This is a genomic window from Halomonas cerina (assembly GCF_014192215.1).
Lineage (GTDB): Bacteria > Pseudomonadota > Gammaproteobacteria > Pseudomonadales > Halomonadaceae > Halomonas > Halomonas cerina.
The window spans coordinates 69,507-85,649 of the sequence record NZ_JACHXP010000014.1 but is presented as its reverse complement, the minus strand read 5'-3'; the positions used below and the strand labels follow the sequence as shown (position 1 = coordinate 85,649).

General features: G+C 66.8%; 14 protein-coding genes. 10 read left to right on the top strand and 4 right to left on the bottom strand.

Annotation, left to right across the window (positions count from 1 at the left end; genetic code table 11):
• Positions 1 to 80: 80 nt before the first annotated feature.
• Positions 81 to 3,266 (bottom strand): DNA translocase FtsK, encoded by a 3,186-nt coding sequence (locus tag FHR94_RS13885; RefSeq protein WP_183326323.1) that lies wholly within the window; start codon positions 3,264 to 3,266, stop codon positions 81 to 83.
• A 152-nt stretch (positions 3,267 to 3,418) separates the two neighbouring features.
• Here FHR94_RS13885 and aat point away from each other — a divergent pair, with 152 nt between their 5' ends.
• The 3 genes from aat (at position 3,419) to infA (ending at position 5,289) form a co-directional block, all read left to right on the top strand.
• Positions 3,419 to 4,150 carry a leucyl/phenylalanyl-tRNA--protein transferase gene (gene aat / locus FHR94_RS13880; protein ID WP_183326322.1) on the top strand — a complete coding sequence of 244 codons (732 nt, stop codon included), beginning with the start codon at positions 3,419 to 3,421 and terminating at the stop codon, positions 4,148 to 4,150.
• A 48-nt stretch (positions 4,151 to 4,198) separates the two neighbouring features.
• Entirely contained in the window at positions 4,199 to 4,942 is a 744-nt protein-coding gene (locus FHR94_RS13875) for an arginyltransferase (RefSeq protein WP_183326321.1), read from the top strand.
• Between the two features lie 128 nt (positions 4,943 to 5,070).
• Positions 5,071 to 5,289: a translation initiation factor IF-1 gene (gene infA / locus FHR94_RS13870; protein ID WP_013332816.1), complete on the top strand. Its 219-nt coding sequence runs from the start codon at positions 5,071 to 5,073 to the stop codon at positions 5,287 to 5,289.
• A gap of 117 nt (positions 5,290 to 5,406) precedes the next feature.
• On the opposite strand, the gene clpA is transcribed toward infA, so the two are convergent.
• The 3 genes from clpA to icd all read right to left on the bottom strand — a co-directional run bounded on the left by clpA (position 5,407) and on the right by icd (position 9,628).
• Entirely contained in the window at positions 5,407 to 7,683 is a 2,277-nt protein-coding gene (clpA, locus tag FHR94_RS13865; protein ID WP_183326320.1) for an ATP-dependent Clp protease ATP-binding subunit ClpA, read from the bottom strand.
• Between the two features lie 137 nt (positions 7,684 to 7,820).
• Positions 7,821 to 8,207, bottom strand: coding sequence for an ATP-dependent Clp protease adapter ClpS (gene clpS / locus FHR94_RS13860; protein ID WP_183326319.1), 387 nt, complete (start codon positions 8,205 to 8,207; stop codon positions 7,821 to 7,823).
• 164 nt (positions 8,208 to 8,371) lie between these two features.
• The gene (gene icd, locus FHR94_RS13855; protein WP_183326318.1) at positions 8,372 to 9,628 is read right to left on the bottom strand and encodes an NADP-dependent isocitrate dehydrogenase; all 1,257 of its coding nucleotides are present in this window, start codon (positions 9,626 to 9,628) and stop codon (positions 8,372 to 8,374) included.
• Between the two features lie 126 nt (positions 9,629 to 9,754).
• On the opposite strand from icd, the gene FHR94_RS13850 reads away from it, so the two are divergent.
• The 7 genes from FHR94_RS13850 to FHR94_RS13820 all read left to right on the top strand — a co-directional run bounded on the left by FHR94_RS13850 (position 9,755) and on the right by FHR94_RS13820 (position 16,086).
• Complete coding sequence (locus FHR94_RS13850) at positions 9,755 to 10,393, top strand: pseudouridine synthase (RefSeq protein ID WP_183326317.1); 639 nt, start codon at positions 9,755 to 9,757, stop codon at positions 10,391 to 10,393.
• A complete protein-coding gene (locus FHR94_RS13845; protein ID WP_183326316.1) occupies positions 10,390 to 10,839 on the top strand; it encodes an NUDIX domain-containing protein in 450 nt (149 codons plus the stop codon). Before FHR94_RS13850 ends, FHR94_RS13845 begins: the two co-directional genes overlap by 4 nt.
• 175 nt (positions 10,840 to 11,014) lie before the next feature.
• On the top strand, positions 11,015 to 12,145 hold the full coding sequence (gene mnmA / locus FHR94_RS13840; protein WP_183326315.1) for a tRNA 2-thiouridine(34) synthase MnmA: 1,131 nt from the start codon (positions 11,015 to 11,017) through the stop codon (positions 12,143 to 12,145).
• Positions 12,142 to 12,783, top strand: a complete 642-nt coding sequence (hflD, locus tag FHR94_RS13835; protein WP_183326314.1) for a high frequency lysogenization protein HflD — start codon at positions 12,142 to 12,144, stop codon at positions 12,781 to 12,783. Before mnmA ends, hflD begins: the two co-directional genes overlap by 4 nt.
• A gap of 33 nt (positions 12,784 to 12,816) precedes the next feature.
• Positions 12,817 to 14,196, top strand: coding sequence for an adenylosuccinate lyase (gene purB / locus FHR94_RS13830; RefSeq protein ID WP_183326313.1), 1,380 nt, complete (start codon positions 12,817 to 12,819; stop codon positions 14,194 to 14,196).
• A gap of 245 nt (positions 14,197 to 14,441) precedes the next feature.
• Positions 14,442 to 15,617, top strand: a complete 1,176-nt coding sequence (locus tag FHR94_RS13825; protein WP_183326312.1) for a cupin domain-containing protein — start codon at positions 14,442 to 14,444, stop codon at positions 15,615 to 15,617.
• A gap of 34 nt (positions 15,618 to 15,651) precedes the next feature.
• Entirely contained in the window at positions 15,652 to 16,086 is a 435-nt protein-coding gene (locus FHR94_RS13820) for a GNAT family N-acetyltransferase (protein ID WP_343064672.1), read from the top strand.
• Positions 16,087 to 16,143: the final 57 nt, after the last annotated feature.

Sequence of the window (16,143 nt, the reverse complement as noted above, 5' to 3'; positions counted from 1 at the left end):
GGTTTCCTCCTGCTCGGACCCGGATCTTGCCGGCGGGTTGCCGCCCCACCGGTGCTTTCATCATTGCTGCATGGTTGAGGTCAGTCGCCGACCGGCGGCGGGGCCAACACCTCGCGGGCGCCGTTGGTGCCCATGGTGGAGACCACACCGGCCACCTCCATGGCCTCGACCAGGCGGGCGGCCCGGTTGTAGCCGATCTTGAAGCGACGCTGCACCGCCGAGATCGAGGCCCGTCGCGATTCCGTCACGAACTGTACCGCCTCGTCGTAGAGGGCGTCCTGCTCGGCATCGTCACCGTCACCGCTGCCCTCGGCCTCCAGACCGGTCAGGGCCTCGGCGGAGACGCCGCCGGAGAGGATCTCGTCGATGTATTCCGGCTCCCCGCGACGCTTCCAGTCCTCGACCACCCGGTGCACCTCGTCGTCGTCGACGAAGGCCCCATGAACCCGGGTCGGTAGGCCGGAACCCGCCGGCAGATAGAGCATGTCGCCGTGCCCCAGCAGGTTCTCGGCGCCACCCTGATCGAGGATGGTGCGCGAATCGACCCGCGAGGAGACCTGGAAGGCCATGCGGGTGGGAATGTTGGCCTTGATCAGGCCGGTCACCACGTCCACCGAAGGCCGCTGGGTGGCGAGTATCAGGTGAATGCCGGCGGCCCGGGCCTTCTGGGCCAGTCGTGCGATCAGCTCCTCGACCTTCTTGCCGACGATCATGAACATGTCGGCGAACTCGTCGATCACCACCACGATATAGGGCAGCTTCTCGAGCACCGGCGGCGACTGGTGCATCTCCCAGGGCTGGGGCTCCCATAGCGGGTCGGCCACCTGGGCACCGGCCCGTTCGGCCTCGTCGAGCTTGCCGTTGAAGCCGGCGATGTTGCGCACGCCCATGGCGGCCATCAGCTTGTAGCGCCGCTCCATCTCGGCCACGCACCAGCGCAGGGCGTTGGCGGCCTCCTTCATGTCGGTGACGACCGGTGCCAGCAGATGCGGAATGCCGTCGTAGACCGACAGCTCCAACATCTTGGGATCGACCATGATCATGCGTAGCTCGTCCGGGGTGGCCTTGAGCAGCATCGAGATCAGCATCGCATTGACGCCCACCGACTTGCCCGAGCCGGTGGTCCCGGCCACCAACAGGTGGGGCATCTTGCCCAGGTTGGCTACCACCGGGCCACCGCCGATGTCCTGCCCCAGCGCCAGGGTCAGCGCCGAGGCCTCCTGCTGGTAGCGGTCGGAGTCGATCACCTCGCGCAGTCGGATCATCTCCCGCTTGGGGTTGGGGATCTCGATGCCTACCGTGGGCCGGCCGGGAATCACTTCCACTACCCGCACGCTCTTGACCATCAGCGAGCGCGCCAGGTCCTTGGCCAGGTTGCTGATCTTGGAGACCTTCACCCCGGCGGCCGGCTTGATCTCGAAACGCGTGATCACCGGGCCCGGCCAGGTGTCCACCACCTCGGCCTTGACCCCGTATTCGCGCAGCCGGACCTCCAGCAGCTCGGCCATCTCGGCCAGCTGGGCTTCCGTGTAGTAGGGTTGATGGGGCTCGGGCGGTGTCAGCAGGCGCAGGCTCGGCAGCTCGCCATCGGGCTCGGGCAGGTCATCGAGCATCGGCCGCTGGCTCTGCAGGTGCTCGACGGTCCACAGCGTCGGGACCTCGTCGCTGTCGGCGGCCTCACGGCCCTGCTCGGCGGTCGCCACCCGGGGGGCAGGATCGCCGGAACCGGTCCGTGGCGGCTCGGGGGGCGCGGGTCGCGGTGCCTCGACCGACGCCCGGACCTCGTTGTCCGAGGCCCGGTGCCTTTCCGCCTCGCGCTCGACATCCGCCCCGGCTGGCGTCTCGTGGCCGGCCCTCTGACTCGGCGACTCCCAGGCGGCACCGGGCATCTCGTCGTCATCGGGCAGCACCGGTTCCGGTATGACCTCCGGGACCCGCGGCGGCGAGGCCGAGCGTGGCGGACGCTTCTCGTCGGCCTCACGCTGCGTATCGACAGACTCCGACGCCGAGTCTGGGGTTACGTCGGCCTCCCGGCGAGCCGCTGTCTGGTAGCGACTTGCCGGCTCGTGGTGGGTCGTCTCGGTCTCGGACACCGTCTCCCGGTGCGAGATGGCCGGCGCCGATGGAGCGACAGACGGCTCACGGGAACGCGCCTCATGCGGTGCCGAATGACCGCTGCCCCGTTCGGCATGGGCGGCCTCGGTCGCCAACGCCGGTTCCCGACGCGAAATCCTCTCTGCCGGCCGAGCGACAGGCGGCGGCTCGCGGGTCGCCGACAGGGAGACGCTAGGCTCGCGGACCGTGGCGGTGTAGGCCGCCTCGGGACGCTTGGCAGAGGGCGTGCGCGCCGGCACCTCCCAAGGAATCTCGGTATCCCCCTGCTCACCGAAGCCCGGCTCACGACGCGCAGCGCCCTCGCGAGATGCCGCCGTGGTTTCGGCACCCGGCACCCAGCGCTGCCACCAGCGCGGCTCAGCCACCGGGTCATCCTCCGGCGCCGGGTGGCCGTCTTCCTGGCGGGGCTCATCGGAGTCTTCAGGCGACGCCGCCGGGCGCCGGGCCGGTACCTCATCATCGCGAGCACCACGCTCGGCCCGATACTCCCGTACCAGGCCGAAGCGGTCGACCACCCAGCGCCAGGCGTTCACGGCCAGGCGCCCCAGCTCATCCATCACCATGAGCCAGGAGAGCCCCGTGAACAGCGGCAGGCCACAGAGGATGGCCACCGTCGCCAGCAACCCGGCCCCCGCATTGCCGACCATCGGCACCAGAGCGCCGACCAGTCCCTCACCGAGAATACCGCCCGCCGAATAGGGCAGGACACTATCGGGACGATAGAAATGCAGCGCCCCCAGGGTGGTAGAGCCGAGCAGGAGCAGCACCAGGCCCCCGCAGCGGACGGCCAGGGCCGTGGCATCCCACTCGAAGCGCACCTGGCGAGAGCGGATCAGCCACCAGGCGGCAAAGCCGAGCATCCCCGGCCACCACAAGGCACTGACGCCGAACAGCGAATAAAGCACGTCGGCCAGCCAGGCGCCGACCGGCCCCATCCAGTTGGCCACGGACGTTTCCGGGCCACTGCTCGACCACCCCGGGTCTGCCGGGGCGAAACTGTAGAGGGCCAGCAACAGGAACACACAGGCTGCCAGCAACAGGATCACGACCCCTTCTCGGGTCGACCCCTGCAGCCGCAGGCCGAAGCGCCTGGCCGTTTCCCTGGCATGCACCGCGCGCTCGCGCGGTGTGGACTTCTTCTTGGCACTCAAGCGGCCACCCCCCTTGCGCCAACCGGCGTCTTCCAGATTGCACAACCACCCATCATACCGAGCCAACGCCAGCCGTCACAGGGCCACCGCGGCCTTGAGGCGCCCCCCGGCGCCGGTCACACTAGGTGGCCGACGACAAGGGAGATGCCTTCATGCTGTCCTGGCTGCCCGACCATCCCATCGCCTTCCCGCCGCCGGCAGCGGCCCTGGACGACCCCGCCGGCCTGCTGGCCGCCGGCGGCGCCCTGACGCCCGCCTGGCTGGTCGCCGCTTATCGACGCGGTATCTTCCCCTGGTTCAGCGATGGCCAGCCCATCCTCTGGTGGAGCCCTGACCCCCGCCTGGTGTTGTTTCCGGAGGAGATCCGCATACGCCGCAGCCTACGCAAGCGGCTGCGTCACGCCGGCTTCCGGATCACCGCCGACCGGGCCTTCGCCGAGGTGATGGTCAGCTGTGCGGCTCCTCGCGACGGGCAGCCCGGCACCTGGATCACCGCGGACATGCAGGCGGCCTACGGCCGACTGCACCGCCTGGGCATCGCCCACTCCGTGGAGGTGTGGCGACACGAAAGGCTGGTCGGTGGTCTCTACGGGGTGGCGCTGGGCCCGGTGTTCTTCGGTGAGTCGATGTTCTCGTGGGTGCCGGACGCCTCCAAGGTCGCCTTAGTTCACCTGGCAGCTGCCATGCAAGCCGGTGGCGGACGGCTGATCGACTGCCAGGTGCACACGCCCCACCTGGCCAGCCTGGGGGCCCGTGACATCGCCCGTCCGGCCTTCATCGGCTATCTTGAAGAGTGGCTGGGCAATCCTCCCGGGGGCGTCCAGTCAGGCCACGACGTGGCCATCGCACCGGCCTGGTCGTTCGAGACGATCGGCGCCGATTGACCCGACCGACGATGCCGGGCAGGCCAACGATTCAGAGGAGGGGCAGCCTTGAGCAGCAACACTCCACGGCAGCCGACACGGGACCTGCGCTTCTTCCTGACCGTACCGCATGCCTGCAGTTACCTGCCGGGCCGCGAGGCCACCACGCTTTTCCTGGACCCGCAGGAGGCACCGGGGAAAGGGGTCTACGACACCCTGGCACTGCTCGGCTTTCGCCGCAGCGGCCGGCACCTCTATCGCCCCCATTGCGAAGGCTGCAACGCCTGCATTTCGGTCCGCATCCCGATCGCCGATTTCACCCCCGATCGCACCCAGCGCAAGCTCCAACGCCGCAATGCCGACCTCGAACAGCGTGTCCGGCCCGCGGTGTTCGACGCCGAGCACTATGCGCTCTACTCGCGCTACATCCGCACCCGTCATGCCGACGGCGACATGTATCCGCCGAGCCTCGACCAGTACCGGACCTTCCTGACCCTCGATCAGCCGTACGCCCGCCTGCTGGAGTTTCGCCTCGACGGGCGCCTGCTGGCCGTGGCGGCCTTCGATCAGCTGGAGCACGGCCTGTCGGCGATCTACACCTTCTTCGAGCCGACCGCCGACTACGAACGCCGCTCGCTGGGCACCTTCGCCGTGCTTGCCCTGGTGGAGCGCGCCCGACATCTGGGCCTGCCCCATGTCTACCTGGGTTACTGGATCCGTGAATGCCGCAAGATGGCCTACAAGCAGACCTTCCACCCCCTGGAGCAGCTCGACGGTCGACACTGGCGGCGGATGATCAGCACCGAGCGGTGACCCCGAGAGGGTCCACTTTGCCTTGGCGAGCGGCATGCGGCACAATACCGCGCTATCCTGTCGGCACGGGTGGCGCTTGTCGTGATTTCGTGCCCTTGTTTTGTCACCATCAGCGAGGAACCGCCTATATGGCACGTGAAGACCATATCGAGATGGAAGGCGTCGTCGTCGATACCCTTCCCAACACCATGTTCCGGGTCGAGCTGGAGAATGGCCATGTGGTCACCGCTCACATCTCGGGCAAGATGCGCAAGAACTACATCCGCATCCTCACCGGCGACAAGGTCAAGGTCGAGCTGACCCCCTACGACCTTTCCAAGGGCCGCATCGTCTATCGCTCACGCTGACCCGCGCCCGCCGGACACGGGGGGTCATGACCACCCCTCCTCTGCCTCTTTACCCCTTGCCCTGACGAACAACGCCCCGTCCGAAGACAGGGCGCTGTGTCGTGGTCTGGTCTCTCGTCAGGGAGCATCGGCCAGCTCGGTCTCCGTGGCCAGGTGCAGCTCGCCGTTCTCCACGTTGACGTGGACCACGCCGCCATGCTCGGCCAGCTCGCCGAACAGGATCAGCTCGGCCAGCGGCTTCTTGAGCTTTTCCTGGATCAGGCGGGCCATGGGGCGCGCGCCCATGTCCGGGTCGTAGCCCTTCTCGGCCAGCCAGTCCCGGGCGGCATCGTCCACGTCCAGCTGGACCCGCTTCTCGTCCAGTTGCGCCTGCAACTCGACCAGGAACTTGTCCACCACGTTGCGCACCACGTCGGTGGGCAGGGCGTGGAACTGGATGATGCCGTCCAGGCGGTTGCGGAACTCCGGCGAGAAGGTCTTGCGGATGACCTCCATGGCATCGGTGGAATGATCCTGGGTCTGGAAGCCGATGGAGCGACGCGTGGCCTGTTCGACCCCGGCGTTGGAGGTCATGATCAAAATTACATGGCGGAAGTCGGCCTCGCGGCCATTGTTGTCGGTGAGACGGCCATGATCCATCACCTGCAACAGCAGGTTGAAGACCTCGGGGTGTGCCTTCTCGATCTCGTCGAGCAACAGCACGCAGTGCGGTTGCTTGGTGATCGCCTCGGTCAGCAGCCCCCCCTGGTCATAGCCGACATAGCCCGGAGGCGCCCCGATCAGGCGCGACACCGTATGGCGCTCCATGTACTCGGACATGTCGAAGCGGACCAGCTCGATGCCCATGATATGGGCCAGCTGACGGGCCACCTCGGTCTTGCCGACCCCCGTGGGTCCGGCGAACAGGAAGCTGCCCACCGGCTTGTCCGGCGACTTGAGCCCGGCCCGGGAGAGCTTGATGGCCGCCCCCAGGCTGTCGATGGCCTCGTCCTGGCCGAATACCAGCATCTTGAGGTCACGGTCGATGTTGGCCAGCAGCTTGCGATCGGAGCTGGAGACGCTCTTCGGCGGGATACGGGCGATGGAGGCCACCACGGCCTCGACCTGGTCGGTATCGATGGTGTCGACCCGCACCTCCATGGGAAGCAGCCGCTGGTGGGCACCGGCCTCATCGATGACATCGATGGCCTTGTCCGGCAGGTGGCGATCGTTGATGTAGCGATCCGCCAGCCGCGCGGCACTCTCCAGGGCGGCATCGGTGTACTTGAGCTGATGATGCTCCTCGAAGCGTGAACGCAACCCCTTGAGGATGCTCACGGTATCCTCCACGGACGGGGCCAGCACATCGACCTTCTGGAACCGTCGCGCCAGGGCGCGATCCTTCTCGAAGATGCCGCGGAACTCGTGGAAGGTGGTGGACCCGATACAGCGCAACTCGCCGGAGGAGAGCAGCGGCTTGAGCAGGTTGGAGGCGTCCATCACGCCCCCCGAGGCCGCCCCGGCGCCGATCACGGTATGGATCTCGTCGATGAAGAGAATGGCGTTGGGCTGCTTACGCAACTCCGCCAGCAGACTCTTCAGGCGCTTCTCGAAGTCGCCACGGTACTTGGTGCCGGCCAGCAGTGCGCCCATGTCGAGCGAGTAGACCACGGCATCCCCGATCACGTCCGGGACGTCCTCCTCGACGATGCGCTTGGCCAGCCCCTCGGCGATGGCGGTCTTGCCGACACCGGCCTCGCCTACCAGCAAGGGGTTGTTCTTGCGTCGACGGGCCAGAATCTGTACCACCCGCTCGAGCTCATGGTCGCGGCCGATCAGCGGATCGATCTTGCCGATGCGGGCTTGCTCGTTGAGGTTGGTGGCATAGCCGGTCAGAGGGTTGCCGGCGTTTTCGGTGCCCCCTTCCTCGGCGTCCTCGGCCTCCTGGGAGGGCGAGGCCTGACTCTGGCCATGCCCGGCGACCTTGGAGATGCCGTGGGCGATGTAGTTGACGGCGTCGACCCGGGCCACGTTCTGCTGCTTGAGGAAGTAGACCGCCTGACTCTCCTGCTCGGAGAAGATCGCCACCAGCACATTGGCCCCGGTGACCTCGCTCTTGCCGGAGGACTGGACATGGAAGACGGCGCGCTGCAGTACACGCTGGAAGCCCAGGGTCGGCTGGGTCTCGCGATCCCCCTGATCCTCGGGAATCAGCGGCGTCGTGGAATTGATGAAGTCCTGCAGGTCGGACCGCAGCTTGTCGAGATTGGCCCCGCAGGCCCGCAGCACGTCGGCCGCGGACGCGTTGTCGAGCAGCGCCAGCAGCAAGTGCTCCACGGTCATGAACTCGTGGCGCTTGGAACGCGCCACCGTGAAGGCCGTGTTCAGGGTCAGTTCAAGTTCTTTGCTCAGCATGGCAGTCCCCTTCTCGCCGCCTAGGGCTTGCGTCGGATCGTTCAAGGTCCGGCATCATCAACATCGGGTACAAACGACAGCGTTGCAAGTCGCCCTGCCAACGCTCGCCGCCGTGCCCTCTACGACCATGCCGCTACTCAGTCCGCAGCCTCAATGTCGCACAGCAATGGATGCTGGCTCTCTCGTGCATATTGATTGACTTGATGGCTTTTGGTTTCCGCGATGTCTCGAGTAAAGACCCCACAGGTGGCCTTGCCCCGGGTGTGTACCGTCAACATGATCTGCACCGCCGACTCGCTGTCCATGTGGAAGAAGGTCTGTAGTACCTCCACCACGAACTCCATGGGGGTGAAATCATCGTTGTGCAAGACCACTTTGTAGAGGGGCGGCCGAGCCAACTCCGGGTCCGACGACTGTACCGCCAGATCCCCCTCGTCGTCCTCTGCCGGGTCGGGAGGCCGCGTCATCCCGCCATGGACGGAGGCAACCGGGACGATGCCTGCTTCCTCGTCTGTCTTGAACATAAGCACCATCGTTGATCTCGACAAGCCGGACACCATCGGACCTATAACTAGCTTTGACGACGGATGTCCGGCAGGGTTCATCGGGGGACTCGTGGAGTCCCCCGTGGCGCGCACAAAAGGGCCCCCGTCCGCCGGGCGGACGGGGGCCCCTACCGTCACCGAGCTTACATGTTGTCGGCGACGGCCTGACCGAACTCGGAGCACTTGAGCAGTTTGGCATCGTCCATCAGGCGGTGGAAGTCATAGGTGACCTCGCCCTTGGAAATGGCCTTCTCCATGCCCTTGAGCACCAGATCGGCGGCCTCGACCCACCCCATGTGGCGCAGCATCATCTCGGCGGAGAGGATCAGCGACCCCGGGTTGACCTTGTCCTGCCCGGCATACTTCGGCGCGGTACCGTGGGTGGCTTCGAACATCGCCACGGCATCGGAGAGGTTGGCGCCCGGCGCGATGCCGATGCCGCCCACCTCGGCCGCCAGGGCGTCGGAGATATAGTCCCCGTTGAGGTTCAGGGTGGCGATGACGTCGTATTCGGCCGGACGCAGCAGGATCTGCTGCAGCATGGCGTCGGCGATGACGTCCTTGACCACGACCTCCTTGCCGGTCCTGGGGTTCTTGAAGGTCATCCAGGGACCGCCGTCGAGCAGCTCGGCCCCGAACTCCTCCTTGGCCAGCTGGTAGCCCCAGTCCTTGAAGGCCCCTTCGGTGAACTTCATGATATTGCCCTTGTGCACCAAGGTCACCGACTCGCGGTCGTTGTCCACCGCGTACTGGATAGCCTGGCGCACCAGGCGCTTAGTGCCCTCCTCGGAGACCGGCTTGACGCCGATACCACAGTTCTCGGGGAAGCGGATGTTGGTGACACCCATCTCCTCGCGCAGGAACTTGATCACCTTGTCGGCGTCCGGGGTGCCGGCTTTCCACTCGACGCCGGCGTAGATGTCCTCGGAGTTCTCGCGGAAGATGACCATGTCGACATCGGCCGGCTTCTTGACCGGGCTCGGCACACCCTCGAACCAACGGACCGGGCGCTGGCAGACGTAGAGGTCGAGCTTCTGGCGCAGGGCCACGTTCAGGGAGCGGATGCCACCGCCCACCGGGGTGGTCAGCGGGCCCTTGATGGACACGACGTAGTCCTTGACGGCCTCGAGGGTCTCTTCCGGGAGCCAGGTATCGGCATCGTACACCTGGGTGGCCTTTTCGCCGGCATAGACTTCCATCCAGTGAATCTTGCGCTCGCCGTTGTAGGCCTTCTGCACGGCCGAATCGATGGCGATCTTCATGGCCGGCGTCACGTCGATGCCGATGCCGTCACCCTCGATGAACGGAATGACCGGCTCGTTAGGCACGTTCAGGGTGTTGTCGGCATTGACGGTGATCTTATGGCCGCCTTCGGGTACGACGATTTTCTGGAACCCCATTGAGAACTCCCCTGTCTGGTCTGGTCAGTGGAGCGCGGAGTATAGCATCCGGCCCCGGCCCCGGAGTAGGCTTTGCCGCATGTTCCACGCCAACCTCGCGCCCGACCATAGTCCAATGCCCACGCCATGAGCCATCTCTACCTGCTGCACAAACCCTACCGCATGCTCTCGCAGTTCACCGACCCCCAGGGGGAGGGAGGGACACGTCGTGCCACCCTGGCCGACGTGATCGACGTGCCGGGTATCTACCCGGCCGGGCGACTCGACCATGACTCGGAAGGCCTGCTGCTGCTTACCGACGATGGCGAGCTGATCCACCGCATCGCCCACCCGGGCCACAAGCAGCCCAAGACCTATCGCGTACAGGTGGAGGGCATCCCCGAGGAGGCGGCCCTGCAGGCGCTGCGTGACGGCGTACCCCTTAAGGATGGCCGCACTCGTCCAGCGAAGGTGCGGCGTCTCGAGACAGGTGGCCTGCCCGAGCGCAACCCACCGCTGGACCCGAAGCGCCACCCGGTGACGACCTGGCTGGAGATGACCCTCACCGAGGGCCGTAACCGCCAGGTACGACGCATGACCGCGCACCTGGGCCACCCCACCCTGCGCCTGGTACGCGTGGCCATCGGTCCCTGGCGGCTCGATGAGCTGGCGCCCGGGGAATGGCGCCGCGAGGTTCTGCATGCCCCGCGCCGGCCCGCCGGTCGTGGCCGAGGAACCCGCGGTAGAAGCGCAAGCGGCAACGCTAAAAAAGGAGGTCGCCGATGAGACGCTGGCACCCGCTGGTCACCGTGGCCACGGTGGTGGAACGCGCCGGCTGCTTTTTGATGGTCGAAGAGGACCGCGGCGGCCCCTACACCCTCTTTAACCAGCCGGCCGGCCACCTAGAGCCGGGAGAGCGCATCCGGGATGGGGCCCTTCGCGAGTTGCGCGAGGAGACCGCTTGGCAGGTGGGCATCACCGACTATCTCGGCCTGTACGTTCTCGAGACCCCCAACGGCCAGACCTTCCACAGCCATGGCTTCTTCGGCATGGCGCTGGCGCACCTGGGCAATGACCTGGATCCGGCCATCCACGCCGTGCACTGGCTAACCCTCGACGAGTTGGAAGGCCTCGAGCGCGAGGGGCGCCTGCGCAGCCCCTTGGTGATGCGTCGCCTCCGCGACGCCCAGGCCGGCCGCTTCTTCCCCATGAACGTGATTCACGAGCGATAAGGAGCAAGGAGCAAGGAGCAAGGAGCAAGGAGCAAGGAGCAAGGAGCGCAGTATGACCTTGGCCCTCGGCCCTCGGCCCTCGGCGCTCGGCGCTCGGCGCTCGGCGCTCGGCGCTCGGCGCTCACATCATGTATAATCTCGCCCCATTTGAGCCACACCCGATTCGAGAGCGCCCATGACAGCCACCACCGGCAAGGTCATCGTCGGCATGTCCGGCGGCGTCGACTCCTCCGTCTCCGCCCTGCTCCTGCGCGAGCAGGGCTACGAGGTGGAGGGCCTGTTCATGAAGAACTGGGATGAGGACGACGGCACCGAGTATTGCACCGCCAAGGCCGACCTGGCCGACGCCGAGGCCGTGTGCGACAAGCTCGGCATCCGGCTGCACACCGCCAACTTCGCCGCCGAGTACTGGGACAACGTCTTCGAACACTTCCTGGCCGAGTACCGGGCCGGCCGTACGCCCAACCCGGACATCCTCTGCAACCGCGAGATCAAGTTCAAGGTGTTCCTGGAGTACGCCGAGATGCTCGGGGCCGAGAAGATCGCCACCGGCCATTATGTTCGTCAAGGGCAGGTGCGCGGACACGCCGATGATGACCTCCGGCCAAGACTGCTCAAGGGCCTGGACCCCAACAAGGACCAGAGCTACTTCCTGCACGCCGTCCCCGAGGCGGCCATCGCCCGCACCCTCTTCCCAGTGGGCGAACTGGAGAAACCCGAGGTGCGGGCTATCGCCGAGCGCCACGGGTTGGTCACCGCGCGCAAGAAGGACTCCACGGGTATCTGCTTCATCGGTGAACGGCGCTTTCGCGACTTCCTCCAGCAGTACCTGCCGGCCCAGCCCGGTACCATCGAGACCCCGGACGGAGAGGTCATCGGTGAGCACCTGGGGCTGATGTACTACACCCTGGGCCAGCGCCAGGGGCTAGGTATCGGCGGGCTGACCGACTACCCGGACGCGCCCTGGTACGTGGCGGCCAAGGACCTCGAGCGCAACGTGCTGGTGGCCGTGCAAGGCAAGCATCATCCCCTGCTCTACACCGACAGCCTGGCCACCGAAGCCATGGACTGGGTGGCGGGCGAGCCGCCGGTGGCGAGCGGGCGCTTCACCGCCAAGACCCGCTACCGCCAGGCAGACGTGCCCTGCACCATGCGCGTCCGGGACGACGGTGGCGTCACGGTGCGCTTCGACGCTCCCCAGCGGGCGGTGACGCCGGGCCAGTCGCTGGTGCTCTACGACGGTAACATCTGCCTGGGCGGCGGCGTGATCCGTGACACCTGGAGCGCTAGGGAGCGGGACGCATGAGCACTTCCACGCCGATCCATCGGGCCCCGGACTCGCCCACCGTCCGCCAGGTCCTGGCACTGGCCGGGGTCTTCCAGGCCGCCAGCCTGGTCGATGACCTGGCGCGCAACGGCCAGGTCGACCCGCGCGCCTGGGACACCCTAATCCATGCCACCCTGGATACCAGCCCGGAGAGCTTCGAGGCGATCTACGGCGGCCACCCCAACAACCTGCGTCGCGGTCTCGATGTGCTCGACGCCGTGCTCGGCCGACGCCAGGCCAACCCGGTGGTGATGCGCTACGGCTTCACGCTGCTGATGCTGATGAACAAGCTACGCAACGACACGGCCATGATGGATGCCTTGGGCCGCGATCTGGCGCGCATCCAGGGACAGGCCGAACACTTCGGCGAGACCCACGAGAATGTCATCGCCAGCCTCGGCGAGGCCTATCAGAAGACGATCTCCACCTTCAAGGCCCGCATCGTCGTTCAGGGCGACCCCTCGCTGCTGCAGAGCCGCATGATGCCCGAGCGGGTGCGCGCCATCCTGCTGGCCGGCATCCGCTTCGCCCTGCTCTGGCACCAGCAGGGCGGCCGGCGCTGGAAGCTGGTCTTCCAGCGCGGCGCGCTCAAGAAGGCCCTGGACACCCTGAACTGAACCGACTCTTCCACGCCCACCGGAACCCGATCCATGCAAGCCACCGCCCTTCCCTTGTCCGCCCTTACCGCCCTCTCTCCCGTCGATGGCCGCTACGGCGCCAAGGCCGAAAGTCTGCGCGAGCACTTCAGCGAGTTCGGCCTGATCCGCGCCCGTGTCACCGTCGAGGTGCGCTGGCTGCAGCGGTTGGCGACGCACCCCGGGATCACCGAGGTGCCACCGCTCTCCGCCGAGGCAACGGCCTGCCTGGAGGCCCTGCTGCGTGACTTCTCGGTCGCCGATGCCGAGCGCATCAAGGCGATCGAAGCCACCACGAATCACGACGTCAAGGCGGTGGAGTACTTCCTCAAGGAGACGATCGCCGAGTCGCCGGAGCTGCACGCCGTCAGCGAGTTTGTGCACTTCGCCTGCACCAGCGAGGATATCAACAACCTCTCCCACGCCGTGATGCTGACCGACGGTCTGCGGGCCCTGCTCCCGGTGATGCACCAAGTGGCCGAGGAGGTGGCCCACCTGGCCCACGAGCACGCCGGGCAACCGATGCTCTCGCGCACCCATGGCCAGACGGCGAGCCCCACCACGCTCGGCAAGGAGATGGCCAATGTCGCCTATCGCCTGCGCCGCCAGCTCCGACAGATCGAGGGTGTCGAGATCCTGGGCAAGATCAACGGCGCGGTGGGCAACTACAATGCGCATCTCGCCACCTACCCGGAGGTGGACTGGGAAGCCAATGCCCGCACCTTCGTCGAGGGGCTGGGACTGACCTTCAACCCCTACACTACCCAGATCGAACCCCACGACTACATCGCCGAGCTGTTCGATGCAGTGTGCCGTTTCAATACCATCCTGATCGACTTCGACCGCGACGTCTGGGGCTACATCTCGCTGGGCTATTTCAAGCAGAGGACCGTGGAGGGCGAGATCGGCTCCTCTACCATGCCCCACAAGGTCAACCCCATCGACTTCGAGAACTCCGAGGGCAACCTGGGCCTGGCCAATGCCCTCCTCGGCCACCTGGCCCAGAAGCTGCCGATCTCCCGCTGGCAGCGTGACCTCACCGACTCCACGGTACTGCGCAACCTGGGCGTCGGCCTGGCCTACGGCCTGATCGCCTACCAGGCATCCCTCAAGGGCATCGGCAAACTCGAGGCCAACCCGGCGCGGCTGGCCGAGGACCTCGATGCCAGCTGGGAGGTGCTGGCCGAGCCGATCCAGACGGTGATGCGCCGCTACGGCATCGAGAAGCCCTACGAGAAGCTCAAGGAGCTGACCCGCGGCAAGCGCATCGACCAGGCCGGCTTCGCGGCCTTTATCGACACCCTGGCACTACCTGAGACTGTCAAGGCAGAATTGAAGGCGCTGACCCCGGCCACCTATATCGGCAACGCCGAGGCCCAGGCGCGACGGCTGTAAGCGCCCAGCGCCCAGCGCCCAGCGCCCAGCGCCCAGCGCCCAGCGCCCAGCGCCCAGCGCCCAGCGCCCAGCGCCCAAGCAGTATGGTAAGCGGCGCCGGGGACAGGCCGTAAAGGGGGTCTTTTGCCATGGATGGCAAAAGTAGCGTACAGGGAGGTATTTACAGCGCCCCCTTGCAGGCCTGTCCCCGGCTCAGCCGCGACTCGAAGCCACCGACGGCTTCAGCATTGCAAGAGGTGGTGCCCATGACTTCCGATACTCCGCTCCCTCTGCTCGGCGGCCTTTCCGCCGCCGAGTTCCTGAACGACTACTGGCAGCGCCGGCCGCTGCTGATCCGCGGCGCCTTCCCCGACTTCGAGAGCCCGCTTTCGCCCGACGAGTTGGCGGGGCTGGCCTGCGAGGACAACATCGAGGCCCGCCTGGTCGAAGAGCGCGGCCCCGAGGGCCCCTGGCAGGTCAGCCACGGCCCCTTCACTGAGGCCACCTTCGCCCGCCTGCCGGAGCGCGACTGGACCCTGCTGGTGCAGGCGGTGGACCACTATGTCCCCGAGGTGGCCGAGTTGCTCGAGGCCTTCACCTTCCTGCCCCGCTGGCGACTCGACGACGTCATGGTCAGCTATGCGCCCCCCGGCGGCAGCGTCGGCCCCCACGTCGACCAGTACGACGTCTTCCTGCTCCAGGGAAGCGGCCAGCGGCACTGGCAGCTCGGTGGCAAGGTCGCCGACGATGCCCCCATCCTCGACGGCATCGACCTGCGCATCCTCGAGCGCTTCGCGGTCGAGGCCGGCCAGGACTGGGTCCTGGAGCCCGGCGACATGCTCTATCTGCCCCCCGGCTGGGCCCACCATGGCGTCAGCCAGTCCACGGACTGCCTGACCTTCTCGGTGGGCTTCCGGGCGCCCTCCGCGGACGAGGCGATCACCTCCTTCGCCGACTACCTGGGCGAGCAGTTGCCAGCCTCGAAGCGCTACGCCGATGCCGGCATGGCGCCACCCGCCGATCCGGGAGAGCTGGACGACGCGGCGCTTTCGCGTATGCGCGCGCTGATCCTCGACACTCTCGACGACCCGGCCCAGCTGGCCCAGTGGTTCGGCCGGGTGATGACCCAACCCAAGTACGTCGACCAGCTGGTCCCCACCGAGACCCCGACCGCGGCCGAGGACCTTGTCGCCGAACTACAAGAGGGCAGCGAACTGCTGCGCAACCCCGGATCGCGCTTCGCCTGGCGAGCCCTGGACGACGATCGCGCGACCCTGTTCGCCGATGGTGATGGCGTCGAATGCGCCCTGCCGCTGGCTCGCACCCTGGCCTCCGACGCGGCGCTGGATGCGGCGCTGCTGGCCTTCGAGGAGGCCCCGTCCCTGCTGGCCGCCCTGCATGACGCCGGCAGCCTGACCTGGGCCGATGAGTTCGAGGAGTAGGCAAGGAAATCAGGATCTTGCTAGGAGATTGAAAGTGCAAGAGACAACGCTGGAGATTCGCGAGGGCAGTTGGGACGAGCTCGGGCAGGAGGCCACGGAGATCCGCCGGATCGTCTTCATCGAGGAGCAGCGGGTTCCCGTCGAAGAGGAGTGGGACGGCCTCGACGACGCCTGCCGGCACTTCCTGGCATGGCTCGATGGCGACCCCGTGGGTACCGCCCGCCTGCTGCCCGACGCCCATATCGGCCGCGTCGCGGTGCTCGAGCCCTACCGCGGCCAAGGCATCGGCGTGGCCCTGATGCGGGCAGCCATCGAGGCCGCCCGCCGGGAAGGCCACAGCACGGTGGAACTCGCCGCCCAGACCCATGCCCTGGCCTTCTACGAACGTCTGGGCTTCGAGGCCTTCGGCGTCACCTTCATGGAGGCCGGCATCTTGCATCGCAACATGGTCCATCGACTGACCGACTGACGCCACCTCCTCCGTCACGAGGAACTCGACTACAAAAAAGGGCCATTTTCCAGGCTT

Excerpts from the sequence above, each read along its gene's own strand:
- aat (WP_183326322.1), top strand. The coding sequence starts at position 3,419 with ATGCTGTCCTGGCTGCCCGACCATCCCATCGCCTTCCCGCCGCCGGCA.
- infA (WP_013332816.1), top strand. The coding sequence starts at position 5,071 with ATGGCACGTGAAGACCATATCGAGATGGAAGGCGTCGTCGTCGATACC.
- clpA (WP_183326320.1), bottom strand. The coding sequence starts at position 7,683 with ATGCTGAGCAAAGAACTTGAACTGACCCTGAACACGGCCTTCACGGTG.
- clpS (WP_183326319.1), bottom strand. The coding sequence starts at position 8,207 with ATGTTCAAGACAGACGAGGAAGCAGGCATCGTCCCGGTTGCCTCCGTC.
- icd (WP_183326318.1), bottom strand. The coding sequence starts at position 9,628 with ATGGGGTTCCAGAAAATCGTCGTACCCGAAGGCGGCCATAAGATCACC.
- FHR94_RS13850 (WP_183326317.1), top strand. The coding sequence starts at position 9,755 with ATGAGCCATCTCTACCTGCTGCACAAACCCTACCGCATGCTCTCGCAG.
- FHR94_RS13845 (WP_183326316.1), top strand. The coding sequence starts at position 10,390 with ATGAGACGCTGGCACCCGCTGGTCACCGTGGCCACGGTGGTGGAACGC.
- mnmA (WP_183326315.1), top strand. The coding sequence starts at position 11,015 with ATGACAGCCACCACCGGCAAGGTCATCGTCGGCATGTCCGGCGGCGTC.
- hflD (WP_183326314.1), top strand. The coding sequence starts at position 12,142 with ATGAGCACTTCCACGCCGATCCATCGGGCCCCGGACTCGCCCACCGTC.
- purB (WP_183326313.1), top strand. The coding sequence starts at position 12,817 with ATGCAAGCCACCGCCCTTCCCTTGTCCGCCCTTACCGCCCTCTCTCCC.
- FHR94_RS13825 (WP_183326312.1), top strand. The coding sequence starts at position 14,442 with ATGACTTCCGATACTCCGCTCCCTCTGCTCGGCGGCCTTTCCGCCGCC.